We start from the raw sequence: 22,533 nt of genomic DNA on the forward strand, positions 1-22,533 counted from the left end.
TTGGGGGTCGCCGTGCACCGCAAGCTGACCGTGCGCGACCTGCGTGCCGGTAACCGGGCGCGGGTGTTGCGCGCGCTGTACTTCGACCAGCCGCGCAGCCGGCAGGAACTCGCGGGCATCACCGGGCTGAGCCAGGCGTCGGTCAGCAACGTCGTCGGCGAGCTCATCTCCGACGGTGTCGTGGTCGAAGCCGGACAGGTCGACTCGGACGGCGGGCGACCGCGCGTCCTGCTGCGGGTCAACCCGGCCTACGCGGCGGTGGTGGGCGTCGACGTCGGCGAGACGCACGTGCTGGTCGAGGTGTTCGACCTGACGTTGCAGCGCCTGGCGGAGGCGACGTTCCCGATGGTGCCGGACGTGCACTCGATCGACGACGTGGCGCGGCGCGTTCTCGAAGGGCTCGATCGGTGCCTCGCGGACAGCGGGGTCGGTGACGTGCTCGGGGTCGGCATCGGTGTGCCCGGCCAGGTCGAGCACGGGCTGGTGTACGCGCAGACCGTCGGCTGGCACGGCGTCGCGCTCGAACAGCTGCTCAGGACCGGCACCGACCTGCCGCTGTTCCTGGACAACGGCGCGAACACGTTGGGGCAGGCGGAGGTGTGGTTCGGCGCGGGCCGCGGCACGGGTGACGCGGTGGTCGCGTTGATCGGGTCGGGTGTCGGCGCGAGCGTCATCGCGGGCGGCGTGCTGTACCGCGGTTCGTCGGGCGGTGCCGGGGAGTGGGGCCACACGACGATCGCGTTGGACGGTCGCGCGTGCCGGTGCGGTGCGCACGGGTGCCTGGAGGCGTACATCGGCGCGTCGGGCGTGGTCGACCGGTATCGCGCGGTCAAGGCCGATGCGCCGGCCGAGCAGGAGGCGGCGTTGGCGGCGCTGGTCGCCGACGACTCGCCGGAAGCGCGGGACGTGCTCGCCGAGACCGCCCGGTACGCCGGGGCCGGCATCGCGAACCTGATCAACCTGTTCAACCCGTCGCAGGTGATCGTCGGTGGTTGGGCCGGGTTGTTGCTGGGCGCGCGGATCCTGGACGACGTGCGCGCCGAGGCCGCCCGCCACGCGCTGCACCGGCCGTTCGAGCAGGCGTCGATCAGCTTGTGCGAACTGGGGCCGGAGTCGGTCGCCCTCGGCGCGGCCACGTTGCCGGTCGCCGCGTTCCTGGCCGCGGGCGGTGTGCGCCGCCGCACGGCCAGTCCCGTCGTCTAGCGAGGTCGCGTACGACCGACTTCCGGGCGACCTCGCCGCCGTCTGCGGAGCAGCGGCCAGGTCACGGGTCGATGCGGTCCAGTGCCGCGCCGTCCCACGTCGTCTGCGTGCACGCCACACCGCGCCCGTTCTTGGGGCGCAGCACGTCGTAGATGTGCATGCGGGGGATCTTGTCGGACACGCCCCAGCCGCTGGGCCAGGTGATCACCCAGTCCATGTCGAGGTCCACGAGCAGGCCGAGCATGCGCGCGATGGTCGGGTCGTCCAGCCGCTCGAACGCCTCGTCCAGCAGCACCAGCCGCAACGGCGAGAACTCGCCGCTCACCGCGTCGTAGAACGAGGCCGCGGCGGCGAACAGCGTGACGTACGAGATCAGCCGCGTCTCACCGGACGACAGCTGCCGAAGCCGGCGTTCACGCGGTCCGCCGTCCGGGCCGGTGTCGGCGACCGTGACGGTGAACTGGTGCCACGTCCGGTAGTCCAGCGCGCGGGACAGGATTTCCGCGTAGTTGCCGGTGTGCGCGTCGCGTTCGGCCTCGATGCGCTCGGTGAACACGCGGCGCAGCGTCGCGTCCTGCTCGGGGTCGCGTTCCGCGTACGGCAGGCGGACCAGCGCCAACGCGTCGCGCGTTTCCTCGTCCAAGGCCGCCGACGGCTTCCACGCCAGCTTCACGTGCACGCCCTGGCTGGACCGCGCCCGGCCGAGCACCTCGTTCATCCGCTTGCACAGGTCCTCGGCGACGGCGATCTGCCCGCGCAGCCACTCGGCCAGGTCGCGGATCAGGTAGTCGGCGAAGATGTTCTGGTACTGCTCGTCCAGGAAACCGCGCTGTTCGGCCAGTTTCGCCGTCACCTGCCGTGCTGCGACCGCGACCGGCCGGGCGCCTTCCTCGCCGGTGACCGTGACGGTGAGCAGGCCGACGTGCTGCTCGGCGGCGATGTCGTGGCTGCCCGCCAGCGAGGTCTGCAACGCCTGGAGTTTCGTGATGACGGTCGCCTCACCCGCGCCGCGCCGGTCGGACGCCATCAGCGCCGCGCGGACCGACGTGACGTCCTCCGGCACGTCCGGCAACGCGGCCACGAGGATCCCCGGAGCCTGCACGGTCGCCTTGAAGTGCTCGGCCGCGCGGGCCAGGGCGTCACGGGCGGAGGTGAGTAGTTCGGCCGACGTCTCCAGTTGCGCGCTCAGCTTCGCGGCCTGTTCGCGTGCCGACGCGACCTCTTCGCGCACACCCCTGAGCTCGTCGCGCATCCCGCGCCGGGAACGCTCCAAACTGGACAGCTGGTCGGCGATTTCCCTTGCCTCGCCGCCGATCGCGTCGGTCAGCTCGGCCAACGTCGAGGCCTGCGACGCGTAGTCCACGCACCGCGCCTCGGCGTCGGACTCCGCCGCGACCCTATCCTCCACCGCCGCGTGGTACCGGTGGGTCGCGTCGGTCAGGTCGGTCACGGTGCTCTGGCACTGGCGGCGCAGCACGTCACCCAGCCGGTCGGCGGTGCGCTGGGCCTCGGCGGCGGCCTGTTGGGCCTGTTGCAGGCCCTCGGTGGTGGCGGGCAGGCCGGCGTCACCGGCTTGGCGCACGACTTCGGCGGCGGCGGCCTCGCCCCGGGCCTGGGCGGTGGCGAGTTCTTCGCGCAGCTCCTCGGCGCGGCGGGCGGCGCGGTCGGCGGATTCCTGGGCCGCCTGGAGGCGTCCGTGCCGGGCGACCAACTCGCGGTCGGCGGGGAAGCGTTCGAGGTGGGCTTCCCACTGCTCGACCAAGCCGTGCGCGGCGGCCAGATCGGCTTCCGCCACGCCGAGGTCCGCGCGCAGGGCGGCCAGTTCGTCCTCGAGTTCCGCGATCCGGCGCCGGCGGGCGGCTTCGCGGGCTCCGGCGCCGATGAACTCCGCCGCGTCCTTGCGCCACGCGCCCGCCAGCACGCCCGCCTGCCAGTGGCCGTCGGGGGACACCGCGAACGCGCCGGACTCCAGCGACACCGACGCCAGCAGGTCGGCCACCACCGCGGCGGACACCGGTGAACTCGGCTCAACGGCCGGTACCAGCACGGACGCCAGGGACGGGCCGTCCACCGGAGTGCCGGGCACGGTCAGCACATCGTGTGCTGTGTGCTCGCCGGTCGTGGTCACCCAGGCGTCCAGCAGGCCGGATGCCTCCAGCGCCGCCTCCAGACCCGCCCGCGCCGCGCCGTCCACACCGGGTTGGAAGTCGACCAGGCGGTAGAACGGCGCCCCTGACGAAGCATCCCGCGAAGCCGACACGAACCGGCCCGGCTCGGGCACCTGCGCCGTCCCCGACCGCAGCCCGGCCAGCTCAGCGTCCAACGCGTTGATCGACGCCGCCAACTCCGCCCGCCGCCGCACGACCGCGTGCGCACCGTCCCGCGCGGCCGTCACCAAGGGGCCGACCCACTCGCGCGCGGCACTCGCCAGGGACCGTGCCGCCGCGGGGTCCACCGACGCGGGCACCGCCAAGGGCGAATCCGGCCGGACCTCGGACAACGGCCCGGACGTGCGCCAAGCCTCCACGTCCGCGAGCCACGCCTGCGCGACCTCGGCCAGCTCCTGCGCCTCCTGGTTGCGCAACGCCGCCGCCTCGGTCGCCGCGTGCTGCGCGTCCCGCGCGGTCTGGCGGAGGGCGTCCACCTGTCGTTGCGCGGAGTCCAGCTCGGCCGCCTGCGCGGCCAGCGCGAGCGCCAAAGCCCCGCGCTGCCGCGCCGACGACGCGATCGACGACGTCCGCGCCACCGCCGGCTCCAACGCCATCTCCTCGACCGCGGGCGGCACGCGGCGTTCGATGGGCAACGGCTCGGCCTCGGGATCGGGCTTCGCCCGCACGGACTCCGTCCGAACCAGAGCATCCAAAGTGGACACACGCGGGACGTCCGGCACCGAAGCCGGGTCGAGGCCGGCCACCCGCAGGTGGTGGCGCAGCGGCTCGACCATCTCCTCCGCCGCGCCGAGGTCCTCGGCCAACCGCCGCAGCAGCCGCAGCACGCCGTCGACCGCGCCGTCCTCCTGCAACCGCTGCTTGTTCGCCATGTCCAACGCCGCCACGGCCGACGAACGCTTCTCCGCCACCAGCTTCTCGCGCGTCTGCAGGTCCTGGAGATCGCGGAACGCGGGCAGTTCCTTCAACGCCCCGATGGTCTCCTCGGCCTGCTGCTCACCGGCCTCCAACGACGTCAACGAGTGCTCCGCCGCCGCACGCGCCGCCAGCGTCTCCTCCAACGACGCCGACAACCGAGCCGACGCACGCTCCAGCTTCCGCACCCCGTCCTCGGCCGCGCCCAACCGATCGGCCGCCGCACGCAACCCGCCGAACGCGTAGTCCGAGTACGTCTTCAGGAACGTCCCCAGCGCCACGTCGGCCGACGACAGCCGCGTGATGTTCTCCCGGATCGACTCCAGATCGTCGAACGACGTCGCCAGCTGCTCGACGAGAGCCTGGTCCAACGGCGGCAGCGCGTCGGACAGGATCTGCTCCAGCTGCCCTTCCAGCACCTTCAGCCCGACGTCCGGGTTGCGCAGCGTGCGCTGGAGGTGCAGCAGGTCGCCGTACCGGGGCGCGGGCACGCCGTACACGGTCTCGGCCACGCGCGCCCGGAACGCGGCCTCCTCCAGCACGCAGTCCGCACCGATGAGGTCCCGCAGCTGCGCCGGCCCCAACGGCGTGCGGTCCGACCCCACCAACGCCAGGTCGTGGCCGACCCGCAACGGCGTGATGAAGCGCCACGAGTCGGTGATCGCCTGCGAGGTCTTGGACGCCTTCACGCCCAACCCGCAGGTCAGGTACTCGCCGTCACGGCACAGCTCCACCCACGCGTACCCGATGCGGTTCGGCCCGCCGTCGTAGTCGTCGAGCATGAGCCGCCGCAGCGACACCGTGTCGAAGCCCTTCGAACCGACCTGCCGCAGGTCGCCGTCCAGGCACAACGGCAGCAGCAGCTCCAGCGTGCGCGACTTGCCGGACCCGTTGGTGCCCTGGAAGATCGCGCGCCCACCGGAGAAGTCGAACGTCTGCTCGGTGTACTGCCAGATGTTGACGATGCCGCCCCTGTGCAGCCGCCACCTGTTCACGCGGTCTCCTCATCGAACAACGACCAGCTGGGCACTTCGGGCACGACGACCACCGGCTCGACCTCACGTTCCGGGTCGCCGTCGGGCGATGGCAGCCACCGGTGCGCGGCGGCGTTGAGCAGCCGACCGCCGTCCGTCGACACCGCCAGCCCCATGCGGCGCAACAGCTCCAGCACCTCGTCGGTCAGCCGGTCCAGGTCGTCGGTGAACTGCTTGGACCACGCGGTCGGGTAGTCCTCCACCAACCGCGAGCACACCGACCGCAGCTCCTCGCGGACGACCGGGTGCCGCCCGTCCGGACGCGGTTCCGAGGACAGCAGTTCCGGCAACGCCAGCAGCGCGATCCGCGCCACGGTGGACGTGCCGGGGAAGTACAGGTCGGTCAGGTAGTCCTCGGGATCGGCCGCCAGCACGCCCTCGACCCGGCACTCGGTGTACAGGCCGAAGCACGTCTCCAGCAGCGCGGACTCCTTGCGCTGGTTGCGCCGCAACCACTCCGCCTGCTCGGGCGGGAGGTCCGCGTACAGCACCACGGGGTTCTCCACCAGCTTGCGCCGCACGGCGTGCTCGACACCGCGCGGACCGGGCCGTGCCGCCAACTCCACCAGCCGATCAGGTGAAGAAGCCTCGGCCACCGGCCCGGTGAGCAACTGCCCGAGGAGGTCGGTGTCGATGGTGATCAACGCCTCGGCGTGCACGTCCACCGTGCCCTCGGTCTCGTGCAGCACACCCAGCGACACCAGGTGCCGCAACGCCGCCGTCAACGCGCGCCGGTCGGCCACGTCGTCCACGACGGTGATCCCGGCCTCCACCGCCGCCGCACGGATGTCCGCCACCAGCCGGGACAGCAACGTCTGCCGCCCGATCCCGGTCAGCACGGCCATCGTCAACGCCACGTACGCGTACCCGCGCGGGGACATGCCGAGCACGCCGCGCGAGTCGTCCCCACCCGGCCCGGACTTGTAGAGCCGGGCGAACCGCCGTTCCACCACCAGCCGGTAGCCGAGCACCCGGGCGAACAGGTCCTGCAACGCGGCCCGGTGCCGGTAGACCAGCGTCAACAGCTCGCCGTCCGGCCCGTCGGCGCGCAGCAACGGCCGCCGCAGCAGGGTGCGCGCGCAGCGCACCACGTTCGCCGCGTCGATCTCGGAGAGGTCGTCGAACATCAGTCGAGCACCAGCGCCGAATCGTGCAGGGTCAACGTGCCCGCGGCCGAGTGGATCCGGGTCGCCTTGCCCCGGGCGTGCTCGACGGTGACCCGCAGCCCGCGCACCGGGTCCGTCGCCGAACCCGAGTCGGACGCCGTGTCGCGCTGCGCCATGGCCAGCGTCAGCAGCTCGCACAAGACCCCGAGCGCTTCACCGGACAACGTCGTCTCGGCCAGCCGGGGAGCCGCCGCCGCCAGCTCGGCCACCGACGCCGCCCGCCGTTCGTCCGCTTCCCGTGCTTCGGCCAGCAACGACTGCTCGGTCATCGGGTCGTCCAGGATCCTCGACGTCCGCCCGCGCGCACCGCGGTCACCACGGCTGCGCACGCTCACCTGGACGTCCACCACCGGTCCGTCCCGCCACGGCGTGCGCTCGTTGTCGCTGTCGTGCTCCGGCGCGGGGGACACGTGCCGTGCCGAGAACAGCCCGAACGCCGCCGCGTACAGCTCGTGCGCCTGCGACCGTGACGCCGAGTCGAACCACCCGGCCAGTTTCAGCAGCTCCGCGCGCCGACTCGGCAGCAGCCCGCCGCCGGACGTGGCCCGCTTCACGCTGGCCAGCAGCGACCCGATCGCCCGCGCGGTCGCCTCGCGCAACGCCGTCACCTGGCTGGGACGTCCGGGGCGGTCCACGAACCAGTCGGTCAGCTCCTGCCAGTCCGGAGCTGTTCGTCCGCGTGCCCGCTCGACCTGTTCGCCCAGGTCGGCGCGCCCCAGCAGGCGCAGCAGCTCGGACCGCGCGGAGTTCACCCGCGCCAGGGCGTCCGCGATCGCCGGGGTGTGCCGCAGCACGTCCTCCACGACCATCTGGATGTACTCGACCAGCAGGTTCCGGAACCCCGAGATCTCCTCCGGCGCCAGGTGGTGCCGCGTCACGACCTGCCCCAGGTACGCGTAGAAGTCGCGCACGGTCGCGGCCAGCTCGGCGTGCTGCAGGAACAGCGTGGTGACCTGCTCGGCCAGCACCTCGCGCGGCCGGCGCGCACCGCTGATCAACGCCTCGGACAGCGACTGCCCCAGCTGACCCAGACCGCGTTCCACGGCCGGCAGCAGCTCCCGGGACACCTCCCGCGCACCCTCGGGCACGCGCAGCAGCTCGTCCACGTCGCGCTGCACCCGGACCGCGAGCTTGCTGACCTGGTAGCGCACGCTGCCGTGCTGGAACTCGGCGATGCTGGACGCCACCACCTCGCGCCTGCCCTGCACCAGGTTGCCCCACTCGACCAGCTGCCGGAGCCGGTTGATCACGTTCTCGATGCGCGACTCGCCCGGCTCGACCCGGCCCTCCCGCTCGGCGCCGGCCAGCGCGCCCGCGACCTCGCCCGCCGACAGGTCCGCCAGCAGCGTCGACGTGAACAGCCGCATGATCGCCAGGTAGGTGCGCTGGTGGTCGCGCGCGTCCAGGTACGCGTAGAGCTTGAGGCGGCCGGCTGGTTCCACGGTGGGCCACCCTAATGCTGCGGTCCGACACGTGCGGGTTACCGTGCCCGTGTGAGTCTGGGGCGCGCGGTGGGGTTGGTGCTGGGCGTGGCCGCTGATGCGGTGTTCGGCGACCCCGAGAGGTATCACCCGGTAGCGGGATTCGGACGTGCGGCGGCGGCACTGGAGCGCAGGCTGTACCGCGACCACCAGGCGGGCGGTGTCGTCCACACGGTGGTGCTGGTCGGCGGCACGGTCCTCGCCGGTGTCGCGGTGGAACGCCTCGGCAAGCGCAGCCAGGTGCTGCAGGCCCTGACCACGGCCGCCGCGACGTGGATCGTGCTCGGCGGGTCGTCGCTGGCCGACGAGGGCACCGCGATGGGCCGCGAGCTGGACGGCGGCGACCTCGACGCGGCGCGCAATCGCCTGCCCAACCTGTGCGGGCGTGAGCCCCAGCGGCTCGACACGCTCGGCCTGGCGAAGGCGACCGTCGAATCCGTGGCGGAGAACACGTCCGATGCCGTGGTGGCCCCGTTGTTCTGGGGTGCGGTCGCCGGCGTGCCGGGTCTGCTCGGCTACCGCGCGGCGAACACCCTGGACGCCATGGTCGGCCACCGCAACGAGCGCTACCGCCGGTTCGGCTGGGCCGCGGCCCGGCTGGACGACGTGGCGAACCTGCTGCCGTCCCGGCTGGCCGCGCTGCTCACGGCGGCGGGCGCGCCGGTCGTCGGCGGGTCGGCCGGCGAGGCGTGGCGGACGTGGCGGCGGGACGCGGCGGCTCACCCGAGTCCCAACGCCGGTCAGGTCGAGGCGGCGTTCGCGGGGGCGTTGGAGGTCCGGCTGGGCGGCCGCACGGTGTACGCGCACGGCGCGGAGGACCGGCCGGTGCTCGGGCACGGCCGCAACCCGGACGCCGGTCACGTGACGCGCGCGGTGGAGCTGTCGCGGGTGGTCGGCGCGTCGGCGGCGGCCGTGGCCGCGGTCATCGCGCTGGTGCGGCCTCGTCTTCGGCGAGCAGTTCGGCGACGGACTTCCGCCTGACCTTGGTCTTGCCGTCCGGGGTCTCGCCGTCCGGTTCGCGCAGCGCGCCGCCGGGGCGGATCTCGCGGACGGTGAAGTACAGCCAGCCGCCGAGCGCCATCGCGCCGAACGCGATCCACTGCAACGCGTAGGAGAAGAACGGTCCCGCGTCGAGCTTCGGCAGCGGCAGTTCCGCTTCGACGCCGGGCTGACCCTCGGTGAGCTGGAAGTACCCCGGTCGGATGTCCAGGCCCGCGGCCCGCCCGACCACGGCGGAGTTCACCGAGTAGACCTGGCGGTGCCGGTCTTCCTGGAACGCGTCGCGGGTGTCCGACTCGTCCCGGCGGACCAGCGCGGTGAGGGTCACGTCCCCGGTCGGCACGGGCTTCAGGTCGGGCACCTTGATGCCGTTGACCGGCCGCACGTAACCCCGGTCGACCAGCACGACGGGGCCGTCGACCAGCTGGAACGGGGTCAGCACCTCGAACGCCGCCTCGCCCTGCACGGTCCGCAGCCGTGCCACCGCCTGGCCCTCGGGCAGGTAGCGGCCGGTCAGCGTGACGCGCCGCCACTCGACGTCGGCGTTCGACCGGTCGAGCAGCGTCGTGACGGGGACCGGGTCGGTGCGGACGGACGAGGTGACCGCGTTGTTCTGCGCCTCGCGCTCCGCGTCGCGGCTGAACTGCCACGGCGCGAGCAGCGTGAAGCAGGCGCCCGCGAACACCCAGACCGCCAGCGTCAACGCCAGCCAGCCGGGCTGCAACAGGAACTTCAACCGCACGTGACCACGGTAAGCCCTAGGCCGTTGTGATCTGCACCCGGTCGAAACGCGCGGTGAAGCCGGGGCCGGTCGGTGCCGCCGCCATCACGCCCACCAGCACTTCCGCGTCGGGCGGGAGGTACGCGAGGCGCAGCATGGTCGTCGGCTCGGCGTCACCCACGCCGTAGCGGACGGTCACCGCGTCACCCTCGCGTGTGGCCGAGATCGTCACCCTTTGGATGGGGCCGCCGGGCACGACCGACCAGTCCGAGAAGTCGCGCGTCACGACGGTGCTGACCTGGAACTCGTCGTCCACCAGTTCGACGCCCGCCTTGATCCAGTTGCGGTCGTCGATCCACAGCGCGATGCCCGCCTGGTCGTACTGGGCGGCGTAGTCGGCGGTGAACGAGGTGGTGATGGTGAAGTCGCCGGTCACGGGGACGCCGAGGACGTGCCCGGAGTCGCGGACGTAGCCGTAGTGGGTGGTGCGCCAGAAGTCGGTGTCCGGGTCGCTGGTGATGGTCAGCCCGTCCTGGCCGCTCCAGGTGCCGGGCTCGTTGAGCCACCGCCAGTCGTCGCGGTCGAACACGGTGATCCCCATCTCGTCATCATGTCAGCGAACGAGCCGCCGACAACGCCTGTTGGGCGTAGCCGCGGCCGAACAGCGCGGCGTGCACGAGCACCGGGAACAGCTGGTGCAGCGGGATTCGTTCGCGCCAGCCGTCGGCGAGCGGGGCGACCTCGTCGTAGGCGGCGACGATGCGGTCCAGGTGGGGGCAGCCGAAGAGGGCGAGCATGGCCAGGTCGCTCTCCCGGTGGCCGCCGTGCGCGGCCGGGTCGATGAGCCACGCGCGGCCGTCGGCGGCCCAGTGCACGTTGCCGTTCCACAGGTCGCCGTGGAGTCGGGCGGGCGGCTCGTCCGGGGCGTCCACCGGCACTTCTTCGATGACGGCGGCTTCGGTGTTCGTCAACGCGCCGGCGTCGACGGCCAGGCGGGCGTAGTAGGCGATGCGGTGTTCCTTGAACCAGTCCGGCCAGGTCGTGGACGGGACGTTGCGCATGGGCGCGAGCCCGATGGCGGCGTCGGCCGGTCCGTCCGGCGGGGGAGCGCCGAACGCGGGGGCGCCGGTCGCGTGGAGGGCGGCGAGCCGGCGTCCGAACTCCTCGGCGGCGTCCGGTGTGGGGTGGCCGCGTTCGACCTGGTCCATCACCAGCCAGTTCCCGCCGTGGCCGCGCACTTGAGGAACCGGTGGTCCCTCCGGCTCGGCCAGCCACTCCAGGGACGCGGCCTCGGCGAGCACCGCGTTCGGGTCGTCGTGCCGCTTGACGACCACCAGGTCGCCGTCGGCCAGGTCCACCTCGTAGACCGAACCGCCGATCTGCCTGGTTTCGACCGCCGGCACGCCGGTCAGTTCAGCCGCCGCCTCCGCCGCTGTCACCACCACTCCTCCCTTGCCCGCTGCCCGCTGCCCGCGAAGCCCTTCTCGTGGCGCGACAGGACGGTCACACCCGCTCGCGCACCCACGCCAGCAGCCCCGGCACGGCGGCCTCCACCATCTCCACCACCTGGTCGAACCCGGCGTCGTCCCCGTAATACGGGTCGGGCACGTCGACGCCGTCCGCGTCCGGGTCGAACGAGCGCAGCAGCCGCACCCGCTCGGGATCGGTGACCATCCGCCGCAACGCGCGGGCGTGCCCGGTGTCCAACGCGACCAGCAGGTCCGCGTCCAGGTGGTCCTCGTCGACCTGGGCGGCGCTGTGTTCGGTCGGGTAGCCGTTGTCGGCCAACGACTTCGCCGCACGCGGGTCGGCCGGGTCGCCGACGTGCCAGCCGCCGGTGCCCGCGCTGGTCACCTCCACAAGATCACCCAGCCCGGCACGGTGCAGGTGCTCGCGGAATATGATCGCGGCTACGGGTGAACGGCAGATGTTGCCGGTGCAGATGAACGAGACGGTGAGCGTCACGGCAGGTGAGTCTGCCAGGTTGGGCGCTCCGGGTGAGGGCGCTGGACGGCGGCGCGCCACGCGCACGACCATCGAATCGACCGGCTCTCGTTGGGGGTATCCGCATGTCCGGGGTCGTGGTCGGTGTCGTCGTGCTGCTCGCGGTCCTGGTGGCCGCCGGGGCGGCGATGGCGCTGCGCCACCGTTCGTGGCCCGAGACGCCCGCGTTCGCCCGTCCCCGCCCGGTGACCTCGCCCGGCGGGCTGGCGCCCGACCCGAACGCCGGATTCTTCACCGACCGCGGTTTCCTGTTCCGGAAAAGGCATTTCTTCGTCGGCACGGGGTGTCCGCCGTCGCTCGTCGTCGATTTCCCGTCACTCGACGTGTCGCGTCGGGAACAGCCCGTGCGCATTGCCCGGCACGGCATTCGAGCGTGGTGGTGGTTCGAGGACGAGTTCTACCGCGAGGCGGCCGGCCTTGGCGCGGACGACGTGCTGGCCTGGGTGCGTGAGCGGGACCGGAGGCGGCGGGCCAGGCAGGACCGGGCCCGGCTGCTGTCCGCCGCGGAGGAGAGTCTGCGAAAGCGAGAGAACGGGTAACGAACGGGTCCGGAATTCCGACGCCAATACGTGTGGGGAATGTGTCGGGAAGGAATGTGAATGAGTCGCACATGTGTCGTGCGCCGGGTTCGTCCGTCCAATTCGGATCGAGTGGCGCCGGGTCGCGTCCGATCCGGGCGACCCAGGAAGGTCGGCGACCGGTGAACGAGCCTTCGCTGCGCCGGTTGGGCAGGTGCGAGATGCCCTCGCTCGCGCACCTGGTCGTCAGCTTCGCGCTGGTGTTCTTCGCGATGGCCAGCTCGATGGTCTAGCGATCTCAGCGCGCTCTCAGGTGCGACGCGGGACGATCACCGGGTGGCCACCGCGCAGTCGTCAAAGCAGTCGTCGAACCAGGGGCAGTCGGCCGTGCCGACCATGCCGGCGCTCGCTCGGGCGCTGCCGAGGGTCGAGGACGAGATCCGGGCCTTGGCGACGTCGTCGTCACTGCCGATCGTGAACACCTTCTCCGGCCGCATCACCGCGGCCGGCGGCAAGCGGCTGCGCTCGGTGCTGATCCTGTCCGGCTCGCTGGCCGTGGCGGGCACCATCACCGACAAGGCGGTCACCGCCGCCGCGTGCGTCGAACTGCTGCACGCGGGCTCGCTCGTCCACGACGACCTGATGGACAACGCCGAGGAACGGCGCGGCGTGCGCACGGTCAACGCGGACTGGGGCCCCGGCCCCGCCGTGCTGGTGGGAGACTTCATGCTGGCCCGCGCCAGCCAGGCCGCGCTGGACCGCATCTCGCCGTTCGCCGCGAGCAGGCTCGCCCGGACCGTGGCGGAACTGGTCGAGGGCCAGGTGCTGGAGGTCATGGACCTCTACGACGCGCACCGCACCCCGGACAACGCCCTGCGGTCCATCGAGCTGAAGACCGGCGCGCTGTTCGAGGTGGGCTGCGTGCTGGCCGCGCACTGCGCCGACGCGGACGAGGAGACCACCACCGCCATGGCCCGGTTCGGCGGGCTGTTCGGGGTGATGTTCCAGATCCTCGACGACCTGCTGGACCTCGCGTCCACCGCGCAGCGGCTCGGCAAGCCGGTCGGAAACGACATCCGCCAGGGCGTCTACACCTTCCCGCTGCTCCGGGCGTTGACCGACGACCAGCGCACGCTCCTCGCCCGACGCGGCCGCGACCTGTCGGACGCCGAGCTGACCGGGCTGCTGGCGGAGCTGCGGCAGACCAGCCTGGTCGCCGACACGCTCGCCCACTGCACGTCGCTGGCCGCGCGGGCGGTGCGCGCGCTGCCGGACCTGCCCGACTCGGAGGCGCTGGGCATCCTGCGCGAACTGCCGGGGGCCTACCTGGACTGGGCCGCCTCCCGGATCGCCTAGCGCAGATCGCCTAGACTCGCGGCGATGACCAGCCAGGATTCCGGCCGGGCGCTGCTGCGCCACCACGGGGACGTCGACGCCGCGCCCGGACTCGCGGACTTCGCGGTGAACGTGCGGATGCCCGCGCCGCCCGCGTGGCTGCGCGACCGGCTGGTCGCCGCGCTGGACCACCTCGGCTCCTACCCGGCCGCCGCCGCCGACGAACGCGCCCGCCGGGCCGTCGCGTCGAGGCACGGCCGCACCGCCGACGAGGTCCTGGTGCTCAACGGCGCCGCGGAGGGCTTCGCGCTGCTGCCCAACCTGCACCCGTGCCTGGCCGCCGTGGTGCACCCGTCGTTCACCGAGCCCGAGGTGGCGTTGCGGGACGCGGGCGTGCCCGTGCAGCGGGTGCAGCTGTGGCCCGAGGACAACTACGCGTTGCGGCCCGACCTGGTGCCCGACGACGCCGACCTGGTGGTGCTGGGCAACCCCACCAACCCGACGTCCGTGCTGCACCCGGCGGAGGTCGTCGCGTCGCTGAGCCGACCCGGTCGGGTGCTGGTGGTGGACGAGGCGTTCGCCGACGCGATCCCCGGTGAGCCGGAGTCGCTGGCGGGCCGCGCCGACGTGCCCGGTCTGCTGGTGCTGCGGAGCCTGACCAAGACGTGGGGCCTGGCCGGTCTGCGCGCGGGCTACCTGCTCGGCGCGCCGGAGCTGCTGGCCCGGCTGGCGCTGCCCCGTCCGCAGTGGCCGGTGGGCAGCCTGGTGCTGGAGGCCGTCACGGCGTGCTGCGAGCCGTCGGCCGTGGCCGAGGCCGAGGCGTTGGCGTGGGAGGCGCGCGAACACACCTCGCTCGCCGTCGCACGGTTGGGTGACCTGGTGGTCGTGCCGCCGGACGCGCCGTTCGTGCTGCTGCGCGTCCCGGAGGGTGAACGGGTGCGCCAGGCGTTGCGGGACAAGGGGGTCGCGGTGCGGCGGGGCGACACGTTCCCCGGCCTGACCGCCGACCACATCCGGGTCGCGGTCCGCGCGCCGGAGGAGTTCGCTTCGCTGGTGGACGCGCTGCGAGTCGTGCTGGAGGACCGGTGACCAGGGGATCGGCGACCAGGGAGCCGGCGACCACGCTCGGGGACGTGCTGGCCGCCCTGGAGGTCGCCTACCCGCCCGCGACCGCCGAGTCCTGGGACGCCGTCGGCCTCGTCTGCGGCGACCGCGCGGAACCGGTGTCCAGGGTGCTGTTCTGCGTCGACCCGGTCGAGTCCACAGTGGACGAGGCGCTGGAGGTGGGCGCGCAACTGCTGGTGGCGCACCACCCGCTCATGCTGCGCGGCGTCACGGGCGTGCCCGCGGACGACCCGAAGGGCGCGCTGGTCCACCGGCTCATCCGGTCGGGCGTCGCGCTCTACACCGCGCACACCAACGCCGACGCGGCCAACCCCGGCGTCTCGGACGCCCTGGCCGAAGCCATCGGCCTCACCGTCACCGGCCCGCTCACCCCCGCACCCGCCCGCAAGCTCGACGTGCTCACCACGTACGCGCCGGTGGAGAGCGCCCAGCAGGTCATCGACGCCCTGCACGCCGCCGGCGCGGGTGCCCTGGGCGACTACAGCGACGCCGCCTGGACCGTCGACGGCACGACCCGGTACTGGCCGCTGACCGGCGCGAACGCGGGCCGGCTCGAACGGCTGCCCGAGACCCGCATCGAGATGGTGCTCGACCGCCGCCGCCGTGCCGACGTGGTGGGCGCGCTGCACGCCGCGCACCCGTACGAAGAAGTCGCGTTCAACCTCAACGAGATCGCCGAACTGCCGTCGGACACCGGCATCGGCCGGATCGGCGAGCTGGGCCGGCCCGAACCGCTGCACGAGTTCGCCCGACGCGTCGCCGACGCCCTGCCCGCGACGGCGTGGGGCGTGCGCGCGGCCGGCGACCGGGACCGGCCCGTCCGCCGGGTCGCGGTGTGCGGCGGAGCGGGCGACAGTTACCTGTCCGCCGCGTCACGCGCCGGCGTCGACGCCTACGTCACCGCGGACCTGCGCCACCACCCGGCGGGCGAGCACCTGGCCGCGGGAGGTCCGGCGCTGGTCGACGTGGCGCACTGGGCCAGTGAGTGGCCGTGGTGCGGGCAGGCGGCGCACGTCGTGCGCAGCGCGCTCGGCGGTACGGTCGAAGTCCTCGTCTCGACCCGCCGGACCGACCCGTGGACCGTCGGCGTGACGAGCCGAACAGGAGGATCCCAGTGAAAGCCGATCCCGCCGTGCAGCGCAGGCTGCTCGACCTCGCGCAGGTCGACGCCGAACTGTCGCGCGTCACTCATCGGCGCCGCACGCTGCCCGAGATCGCGGAGATCGCCGAGGCGGAGAAGCAGTTCCGCGCCAAGCAGGACGCGCTGACCACGATCGAGACGACCCTGGGCGACCTGAACCGCGAGGTCAAGCGACAGGAGACCGAGATCGACCAGGTCCGCGCCCGCGAGGAGCGCGACCGCAAGCTGCTCCAGGCGGGCTCCGTGGGCGCCAAGCAGCTCACCGACCTGGAGCACGAGCTGGCCACCCTCGGCCGCCGCCGCGGCGCGCTGGAGGACGACCTGCTGGAGCTGATGGAACGCCGCGAGGCCGTCGAGGCGGACATCCAGCACGCCCGGGTCTCGCTGGACAAGGCCCAGGAGGCGCTGTCCGACGCGGCACGCCGCCGGGACAGCGCGCTGGCCGACCTGGAGTCGACCGAGACCAAGCGCACCGCCGACCGCAAGCTCATGATCACCCAGTTCCCGGCTCCGCTGCTGACGCTGTACGACCGGGTGCGCGCGCACAAGGGCATCGGCGCGGCACTGCTCCAGTCACGGCGCTGCGGCGCGTGCCGGATCGAGCTGGACCGCAACGCGTTCGCCAAGGTCAAGGAATCGGCGGCGGACGAGGTCATCCAGTGCGAGGAGTGCGACGCGATCATGGTGCGGACCGGGGAATCGGGTCTGTGAGGGTCGTCGTCGAGGCCGACGGGGGCTCGCGCGGCAACCCCGGGCCCGCCGGGTACGGGGCCGTGGTGCTCGACGCGTCCGGCGGGGTGCTGGCCGAGCGGTCCGAGGGCATCGGCATCGCCACGAACAACGTCGCCGAGTACCAGGGGCTCATCGCGGGGCTGCGGGCGGCGGCGGAGGTCGGCGCGTCCGTCGTGGACGTGCGGATGGACTCCAAGCTCGTGGTCGAGCAGATGTCCGGCCGGTGGAAGGTCAAGCACCCGTCGATGCAGCCGCTCGTCGCGCAGGCCCGCGAGCTGGCGCGGGCGTTCGAGCGGGTGAGCTACGAGTGGATCCCGCGCGAGCGCAACCAGCTCGCCGACCGGCTGGCGAACCAGGCCATGGACGACCAGGCGGGCGTCGAACGACCGGAGAAGGACAAACCCGCGCGGCCGGAGCCGCAGCAGCCGGACACGGCGATCACGTCACCCACGTCGTGGACCGGCGCGGTCGGCGAGCCGACCCGGTTCTACCTGCTGCGGCACGGGCAGACCGCGCTGTCGGTGGGCCGCCGGTACTCCGGGCGCGGCAACCCGCCGTTGACCGAGGTCGGACGCGGGCAGGCGGAGGCCGCGGCACGCCGGCTGGCCAAGATCGAGGGCCTGAGCGCCGTGGTGTCGTCGCCGTTGGGGCGGACGCAGGAGACGGCGCGGGCAGTCGCGGCGGCCACCGGCGTCGAGCTCTCGTCGGACGACGACCTGATCGAGACCGACTTCGGCGCGTGGGAAGGACTCACCTTCACCGAGGCCGCCGAACGGGACCCCGACGTGCACCGGCGGTGGCTCGGCGACCCGTCCGTGTCCGCGCCGGGCGGTGAGAGCTTCGACCAGGTGCACCACCGGGTGCGGCGGGCGCGCAACACCATCGTCTCCCGCTTCGGCGGCGCGAACGTCGTCGTGGTCAGCCACGTCACGCCGATCAAGTCGCTGCTGCGGATGGCGCTGGACGTCGGCCCGTCGCTGCTGTTCCGGCTGCACCTCGACCTCGCGTCGCTGTCGGTGGTCGAGTTCTACCCCGACGGCCAGGCCTCCGTGCGGCTGGTCAACGACACCTCGCACCTCGGCTAGCCGGCGGGCCGCAGCCGGGTCCGCTGGAACCGGGCGTCCTCGACGGCCGACGTGAACCGGTCCACCGCGCCGCGAATCGCTTCGGCGGCTTTCGGCGCGATGGTCCCGCCGTCGATGTCCGGGTCGAGCACGAATTCACCGCGCAACACCGAGTCCGCGCCTTTGCCCGCGAGCATGGGGTTCAACGCGTAGTCCATCGCGACGAGGAATCCCTGGCTGCCGCCGGTCGCCAGGGGCAGGATCACCCGGCCGCGCAACGCCTTCTTCGGCAACAGGTCCAACAGCGCTTTGACCAGTCCGCTGTAGGCCGCCCGGTAGACCGGGCTGGCGACCACGATGCCGTCCGCGCGCAGCACGGACGCGACCGCGTCACCGATCTCCGGGTCCCGCAGGTCCTCGGTGAGCAGCGGCAACGTCGGCAGTTGGCGGACGTGCAGGGTGCGGACCCCGTACCCGGCCTCGCGCAGCAGCCCGTCGACGTGCGAGACGACGACGCCGGTTCGGGAGGTCGGGGACGGGCCGCCGGAAATCAACAGAATGGAGGACATGGGGCACTGACACCTTTCGGTAAAAGGCTCGGAGTACGAGGTAAAAAGGGTCAGTGGCAACAGATGGCGGCGGCGGTCCGACCGAAGTCGACGTGCCGGCGGCGGGTGAGTCCCCCGATTCCTGCCATGGTTTCGAGTAGAGCAGCAAGCCCACATCACGACAAGGTTTCGCCTACCTGGTTCCACAGCCTGGGAACACGCCGGTATCCTAGGGGTGCGGATGAGTCGGCAGGGCGGCCGCGTCGACGGATTCGCGTCCGTCGCCGAGGAAAGTCCGGACTCCACAGGGCAGGGTGGTTGTCAACGGCAACCAGGGGCGACCCTCGGGACAGTGCCACAGAGAACAGACCGCCTCGGCGCGAGCCGGGGTAAGGGTGAAACGGTGGTGTAAGAGACCACCAGCGTTCCCGGTGACGGGAGCGGCTAGGTAAACCCCACCCGGAGCAAGGCCAAGAGGGTGCCTCAGGGCACCTGCGCAGGCGATCGAGGGCGGCCCGCCCGATGCCTGCGGGTAGGCCGCAAGAGCCTGTCGGCAACGGCAGGCCGAGATGGATGGCCGCCGAACGGGACCGCCGCAAGGCGCCCGGGAACAGAATCCGGCTTACATGCCGACTCATCCGCCCAGTTCCACCCGGCCCGGGTCCCCGGTCCCCGCTGCCGGCTCGCCCAGGAGCCGAACCGCTGCCGATGAGCGCTTCACAACTGCCGGCTCGCCGGGAGCCGAACCGCCACCCGTGAACGCATGAACGCATGAACGCTTCGCAGGGGTCCTCGCCAGGGGGACCCCTGTTCTTCATTCTGCCGGCGGGGTCCGACAATTCCGCTCGCCGCGTTTGATCGCGGCTGATCCCAGGGGATGCGTGCCGCCGCCGTGAGTAGTGGCGCGATGTGGGTCGTGACCCGTCCGTGGACACATGGGTCCGCCTGTAGATCCCTTGCGCGCCAACAGCGTTACACAAATGGGGCCGTTCGAGTGGTTCCTCGTATCAACCCGATCAGGTGGGAGTCCTCCCCGCAGACCACGGGCCTTGCCCCGAGGTACCACGAGGAGGGAAATCCATGTCCACCACGAGAAGGCGCGCCACCACCTGGCTCGCCCTGACCGGCCTGATGGGTGCCGCGGCGATCACGGGGTCCGCCGCCACCGCCACGGCCGCACCGGCGGAGCTGCCGGTGTACGAGGTCCGGTCCGCCGGCCGCACCCCGGACGAGGCCATCGCGCTGCAACGGGCGTTCGGCCTCAAGGACGTCCGACTCGCCGAGGACGGCTCGGTGTCGTTCGCCGACGAGTCGACCTACTTACGGGTTCCCGGCCTGGACAAGGGCGCGGGCAAACCGGACGAGGACGGCACCGAGACCACGCAGACGCTGCTCGACGTCGAAGCCCTGAGACGTCTGCGCGCCATCCCCGTCGAGGACGCCACCAAGAAGGCCCTCGAAAGCCTGCGCGGCGTCGGCCTGCTGCCCGACAACGCCACGCCGACCGCCAAGCAGACGACGTTCGAGATCGTCGACGCCGACAACAAGGCCGTGGCCTCCGCGCCGCTGGACACCGCCGTGTCGTTCGCCTTCACCCTCGACGGCGTGCCGCTGGAGGGTCCGGGCGCCAAGATCCGGATCGCGTTCGACGGCCAGGGCGCCGTGGCCGGTCTCACCCACAGCACCCGTGACCTGGTGAAGGCCGGCAGCGTGCCGGTGCTCGGCCTGGACGAGGGCAAGGCGCGGTGCGCCAAGGCGCTCGGCGCGAGCGTCCGCCCGACCGGTGTGTCGTACGTGTACGAGGCCCCACCGTTGTCCGAGAAGGTCGACAAGCTGGAGCCCGGCTTCCGCTGCGACGGCGTGAACACCGACGGCGCCGCCGTGCAGTCCGTCATCGTGGGCGCGGCCGTGGACGCGCAACTGCCGCAGCCCGGCCCGGTGCAGCCGCCGCGTTCGGAGAGCACCTTCAGCCCGCAGTGGACCAACCGGATCGACGTCGGCAGCGAGGGCACCGGCCCGTGCTCCGGCCTGCCGTGGACGGCGAACAACGTCGCGTCGTTCAACAACCGGTTCACCGCCGCCGGCGTGCCGGTGCAGTTCAGCTGGCTCGACGGCAACGCGTGGGAGCGGGACTTCAAGGACCCGGCGTTCCCCGGTGGCCAGGACCAGCTGTACGCGGACGACGTGGACATGACCTACTGGCAGGGGCACGGCTCGCCGACCGGCTTCTCGTTCGCCGGGTGCAGCAGCAACACCGACACGTTCCTGTCGAACAACGACGCGCGCTGGGGCAACCGGGACGTCGAGTGGATGAGCCTGTTCACCTGCTCGATCCTGCAGGGCACGTCGGGCGGGCAGAGCTGGGCGACGCGCTGGGGCAAGGCGTTCAAGGGGCTGCACCAGATCAACAGCTTCGACACGGTGTCGTACCACAGCGCCGTGCACGGCGGGAAGTTCGCGAACTACCTGCTGCGGACGCCGTACGGGTGGTGGAACAAGCCGATGAAGGTCCGTGACGCGTGGGCGCAGGCGTCGATCGACACCCAGCCGGCGTCGGTGACGTGGGCGACCATGGGGCCGATCGGCAGCGGCTGGATCGCCAACTTCGACGACTACTTCTGGAACAAGGGCCCGGTCGGCCCGGACACCCTGCCGACCGTCGGCTTCTGGCGTATCTCCGGATCCAGCTGACGCATCTCGTGTGACCGAGGGGTCCCTTCCGTCCTGGGGGTCGGGAGGGGCCCCTCCGCGCGCTTCACCCGACCCGCCTCGCCCGTCCTGAGCGTTGAATTCGGGGGTCCTGAACGTAGGACACACCCGTTCCGAACGTAGGACTCACGCGTCCTGAACGTAGGACACACCGGACTTGAGGGGGCGACTCGCGGGGTCAGGTGCGGCGGGAGGGGCGGCCGGGGGGCATGCGGAAGACCGGGCGGAAGGCTTCGCCGTTGTTGTAGCGGCGTTCGAGCTCGGCCACGTAGGCCGCTACGGCCGGGTTGACGATGTCGGCCAGGCTGCGGACGCCGGCCTCCGCCTCGTACGCCGCCAGGTAGGTGGCCGCCGCCCGCGCCCGCTCCAGCGTGTCCTGGTCGAAGTTGACCGTCCGCTGCACCCGCCGCCCGGTTTGCCGGTCCCCACCGGTAACCTGATCACTGCCCGAGACGGCCACGGAGACGGTGATTTCGTTCACTCCGGTGGCTGGTTCGGGCACGGCCTCGGGCGGCTGGGTCATCGGCGAGCCTCCTCGGCGTCGTCATTCCGGTGTGCGGACCATTCGGGTGCCTGCCGCTCCGCCGGACGGGGTAATCGGAGTGGCCGGCGGACAGAGGGCTGGAGGTCGTGCACACGGTGCGTGACCAGGGGGTTCGCAGTCGGGTGAACTATCTCAGCAATCGGGAGATTCCGGGGAGGTCGGTTCTCCGCCGGCTCCGCCCCAACCATGATGTCTGTGGCCAGATTAGACGTAATCGACTGCCAGGGGAACGGTTATTGATCTACCCACCGCTAGCCGATCGACACACCTCGTGACGAAGACGTGTTCTACTCGATAGCGCACCAACCGGACGGGCACCCCTCGGCTCGCCCGGCGAAGTCCTGCGTACTCAGGAGTACGAGATGACCGCCATGACCCTGGTAACACTCGCCCAGCAGCAGCCGCCCAACCTGGGCACAGGCGGGGTGCGCCAGTGGATCCTCGACAACCTGGTTCCCCTCCTCTTGCTGACCGTTGCCCTGCTGCTGCTCTGGCTGGGCGGCGGCAAGGGCGACAACGCCGGGGTCATGCGCCGCCTCGGCGGCGTCATCATCGCGTTGGCGATCATCGGGCTGGCCGTCGGCGGGAACGCGGGCGCTATCGGCTCGTGGATCGCGGGCCTCTTCACCGGCGGGTGACCCTTGCGGGTACGCACTGACGACGAGGTCTACCGGGTCGACGCCGTCTGGCTCGGCCCGCCCAAAGCGACCTTCCCGTGGCGTGCGAGGTACGTCGCGTGGGGTGTCGGCATCGTGGTGTTCCTGTTGGTGACGGCTGTCCAGCGGCAGGTGGGCTTCGGTTTCGACTTCATCAACACCGGCTGGGGCTTCGTGATCACGATCGCCCTGACCAGGTTCATCTGTTCGCGGATCAGCCACGAGCGCCCGCTGTCGTCGGTCCTGACGATGTGGGCGCGTGAGCTGACCTCGCCGCGCGAGACGACGTCGGGTCGGGGTGGCGCGGCCAGCGCCGCGCGGATCCGGGTCAACCAGCAGCGTCCCCGCAAGCGTCCCAAGAACAGGGCGGCGAAGCGCGAGAGCGCCGCCGCCCGGTCCCAGCACCGCAGGCAGCAAGACCGCCGTCAGAAGGAGGTGCGCGGTGTTCGGACGCCGGCGTGACCGTGACC

At 72.1% G+C, this 22,533-nt stretch carries 20 protein-coding genes and 1 other RNA gene; 12 read left to right on the top strand and 9 right to left on the bottom strand.

The window, feature by feature from the left end:
• Complete coding sequence (locus FM051_RS30365) at positions 1-1,203, top strand: ROK family transcriptional regulator (protein WP_238412750.1); 1,203 nt, start codon at positions 1-3, stop codon at positions 1,201-1,203.
• A 61-nt stretch (positions 1,204-1,264) separates the two neighbouring features.
• Here the strand turns inward: FM051_RS30365 and FM051_RS30370 are convergent, their stop codons facing one another.
• Genes FM051_RS30370 through FM051_RS30380 form a run of 3 tightly spaced genes read right to left on the bottom strand, consistent with a single transcriptional unit; the run spans position 1,265 to position 7,928 of the window.
• Complete coding sequence (locus tag FM051_RS30370) at positions 1,265-5,281, bottom strand: TIGR02680 family protein (protein WP_158849327.1); 4,017 nt, start codon at positions 5,279-5,281, stop codon at positions 1,265-1,267.
• Positions 5,278-6,447 (bottom strand): TIGR02678 family protein, encoded by a 1,170-nt coding sequence (locus tag FM051_RS30375; protein WP_158849329.1) that lies wholly within the window; start codon positions 6,445-6,447, stop codon positions 5,278-5,280. The genes FM051_RS30370 and FM051_RS30375 overlap by 4 nt, the downstream gene beginning before the upstream one ends.
• Positions 6,447-7,928 carry a DUF2397 domain-containing protein gene (locus tag FM051_RS30380; protein ID WP_158849331.1) on the bottom strand — a complete coding sequence of 494 codons (1,482 nt, stop codon included), beginning with the start codon at positions 7,926-7,928 and terminating at the stop codon, positions 6,447-6,449. The genes FM051_RS30375 and FM051_RS30380 overlap by 1 nt, the downstream gene beginning before the upstream one ends.
• A gap of 51 nt (positions 7,929-7,979) precedes the next feature.
• Here FM051_RS30380 and FM051_RS30385 point away from each other — a divergent pair, with 51 nt between their 5' ends.
• Positions 7,980-8,948: a cobalamin biosynthesis protein gene (locus tag FM051_RS30385; RefSeq protein ID WP_158849333.1), complete on the top strand. Its 969-nt coding sequence runs from the start codon at positions 7,980-7,982 to the stop codon at positions 8,946-8,948.
• Here the strand turns inward: FM051_RS30385 and FM051_RS30390 are convergent.
• The 4 genes from FM051_RS30390 to FM051_RS30405 are packed head-to-tail and all read right to left on the bottom strand — an operon-like array spanning position 8,890 to position 11,652.
• Positions 8,890-9,708: an SURF1 family cytochrome oxidase biogenesis protein gene (locus tag FM051_RS30390; protein ID WP_158849335.1), complete on the bottom strand. Its 819-nt coding sequence runs from the start codon at positions 9,706-9,708 to the stop codon at positions 8,890-8,892. The genes FM051_RS30385 and FM051_RS30390 overlap by 59 nt on opposite strands.
• A 16-nt stretch (positions 9,709-9,724) precedes the next feature.
• On the bottom strand, positions 9,725-10,288 hold the full coding sequence (locus FM051_RS30395; RefSeq protein ID WP_158849337.1) for a DUF1349 domain-containing protein: 564 nt from the start codon (positions 10,286-10,288) through the stop codon (positions 9,725-9,727).
• A 7-nt stretch (positions 10,289-10,295) separates the two neighbouring features.
• On the bottom strand, positions 10,296-11,132 hold the full coding sequence (locus tag FM051_RS30400) for a fructosamine kinase family protein (protein ID WP_158849339.1): 837 nt from the start codon (positions 11,130-11,132) through the stop codon (positions 10,296-10,298).
• Positions 11,133-11,190: 58 nt separating this feature from the next.
• Positions 11,191-11,652, bottom strand: a complete 462-nt coding sequence (locus FM051_RS30405; RefSeq protein WP_238412751.1) for a low molecular weight protein-tyrosine-phosphatase — start codon at positions 11,650-11,652, stop codon at positions 11,191-11,193.
• 104 nt (positions 11,653-11,756) lie between these two features.
• Between FM051_RS30405 and FM051_RS30410 the strand changes: the two genes are divergently transcribed.
• From FM051_RS30410 to FM051_RS30435, 6 genes are all read left to right on the top strand, one after another.
• Complete coding sequence (locus tag FM051_RS30410) at positions 11,757-12,230, top strand: hypothetical protein (protein ID WP_158849343.1); 474 nt, start codon at positions 11,757-11,759, stop codon at positions 12,228-12,230.
• 315 nt (positions 12,231-12,545) lie between these two features.
• Positions 12,546-13,565: a polyprenyl synthetase family protein gene (locus FM051_RS30415; RefSeq protein WP_238412752.1), complete on the top strand. Its 1,020-nt coding sequence runs from the start codon at positions 12,546-12,548 to the stop codon at positions 13,563-13,565.
• 24 nt (positions 13,566-13,589) lie between these two features.
• Entirely contained in the window at positions 13,590-14,633 is a 1,044-nt protein-coding gene (cobC, locus tag FM051_RS30420) for an Rv2231c family histidinol phosphate aminotransferase CobC (protein ID WP_158849345.1), read from the top strand.
• A gap of 44 nt (positions 14,634-14,677) precedes the next feature.
• The gene (locus tag FM051_RS30425) at positions 14,678-15,787 is read left to right on the top strand and encodes a Nif3-like dinuclear metal center hexameric protein (protein WP_202919090.1); all 1,110 of its coding nucleotides are present in this window, start codon (positions 14,678-14,680) and stop codon (positions 15,785-15,787) included.
• Complete coding sequence (locus FM051_RS30430; RefSeq protein WP_158849350.1) at positions 15,784-16,521, top strand: zinc ribbon domain-containing protein; 738 nt, start codon at positions 15,784-15,786, stop codon at positions 16,519-16,521. Before FM051_RS30425 ends, FM051_RS30430 begins: the two co-directional genes overlap by 4 nt.
• Positions 16,518-17,627: a bifunctional RNase H/acid phosphatase gene (locus tag FM051_RS30435; protein ID WP_158849352.1), complete on the top strand. Its 1,110-nt coding sequence runs from the start codon at positions 16,518-16,520 to the stop codon at positions 17,625-17,627. Before FM051_RS30430 ends, FM051_RS30435 begins: the two co-directional genes overlap by 4 nt.
• On the opposite strand, the gene FM051_RS30440 is transcribed toward FM051_RS30435, so the two are convergent.
• Positions 17,624-18,175, bottom strand: coding sequence for an NAD(P)H-dependent oxidoreductase (locus FM051_RS30440; protein WP_158849354.1), 552 nt, complete (start codon positions 18,173-18,175; stop codon positions 17,624-17,626). The genes FM051_RS30435 and FM051_RS30440 overlap by 4 nt on opposite strands.
• 221 nt (positions 18,176-18,396) lie before the next feature.
• Here FM051_RS30440 and rnpB point away from each other — a divergent pair.
• Together rnpB and FM051_RS30450 are read left to right on the top strand one after the other, a co-directional pair.
• An RNA gene (gene rnpB, locus FM051_RS30445) (RNase P RNA component class A) lies at positions 18,397-18,795 on the top strand.
• 439 nt (positions 18,796-19,234) lie between these two features.
• Complete coding sequence (locus tag FM051_RS30450) at positions 19,235-20,845, top strand: DUF6345 domain-containing protein (protein ID WP_158849356.1); 1,611 nt, start codon at positions 19,235-19,237, stop codon at positions 20,843-20,845.
• Between the two features lie 196 nt (positions 20,846-21,041).
• On the opposite strand, the gene FM051_RS30455 is transcribed toward FM051_RS30450, so the two are convergent.
• Positions 21,042-21,386 (bottom strand): ParB family protein, encoded by a 345-nt coding sequence (locus tag FM051_RS30455; RefSeq protein WP_158849358.1) that lies wholly within the window; start codon positions 21,384-21,386, stop codon positions 21,042-21,044.
• Between the two features lie 383 nt (positions 21,387-21,769).
• Between FM051_RS30455 and FM051_RS30460 the strand changes: the two genes are divergently transcribed.
• Complete coding sequence (locus FM051_RS30460) at positions 21,770-22,045, top strand: hypothetical protein (RefSeq protein ID WP_162470754.1); 276 nt, start codon at positions 21,770-21,772, stop codon at positions 22,043-22,045.
• A gap of 3 nt (positions 22,046-22,048) precedes the next feature.
• Positions 22,049-22,525: a hypothetical protein gene (locus tag FM051_RS30465; protein WP_158849360.1), complete on the top strand. Its 477-nt coding sequence runs from the start codon at positions 22,049-22,051 to the stop codon at positions 22,523-22,525.
• The last annotated feature ends 8 nt before the right edge of the window (positions 22,526-22,533 follow it).

It is taken from the genome of Saccharothrix deserti (assembly GCF_009769385.1).
GTDB classification, from domain to species: Bacteria; Actinomycetota; Actinomycetes; order Mycobacteriales; family Pseudonocardiaceae; genus Actinosynnema; species Actinosynnema deserti.

Excerpts from the sequence above, each read along its gene's own strand:
- FM051_RS30375 (WP_158849329.1), bottom strand. The coding sequence starts at position 6,447 with ATGTTCGACGACCTCTCCGAGATCGACGCGGCGAACGTGGTGCGCTGC.
- FM051_RS30395 (WP_158849337.1), bottom strand. The coding sequence starts at position 10,288 with ATGGGGATCACCGTGTTCGACCGCGACGACTGGCGGTGGCTCAACGAG.
- FM051_RS30410 (WP_158849343.1), top strand. The coding sequence starts at position 11,757 with ATGTCCGGGGTCGTGGTCGGTGTCGTCGTGCTGCTCGCGGTCCTGGTG.
- cobC (WP_158849345.1), top strand. The coding sequence starts at position 13,590 with ATGACCAGCCAGGATTCCGGCCGGGCGCTGCTGCGCCACCACGGGGAC.
- FM051_RS30440 (WP_158849354.1), bottom strand. The coding sequence starts at position 18,175 with ATGTCCTCCATTCTGTTGATTTCCGGCGGCCCGTCCCCGACCTCCCGA.
- FM051_RS30450 (WP_158849356.1), top strand. The coding sequence starts at position 19,235 with ATGTCCACCACGAGAAGGCGCGCCACCACCTGGCTCGCCCTGACCGGC.
- FM051_RS30455 (WP_158849358.1), bottom strand. The coding sequence starts at position 21,386 with ATGACCCAGCCGCCCGAGGCCGTGCCCGAACCAGCCACCGGAGTGAAC.
- FM051_RS30460 (WP_162470754.1), top strand. The coding sequence starts at position 21,770 with ATGACCGCCATGACCCTGGTAACACTCGCCCAGCAGCAGCCGCCCAAC.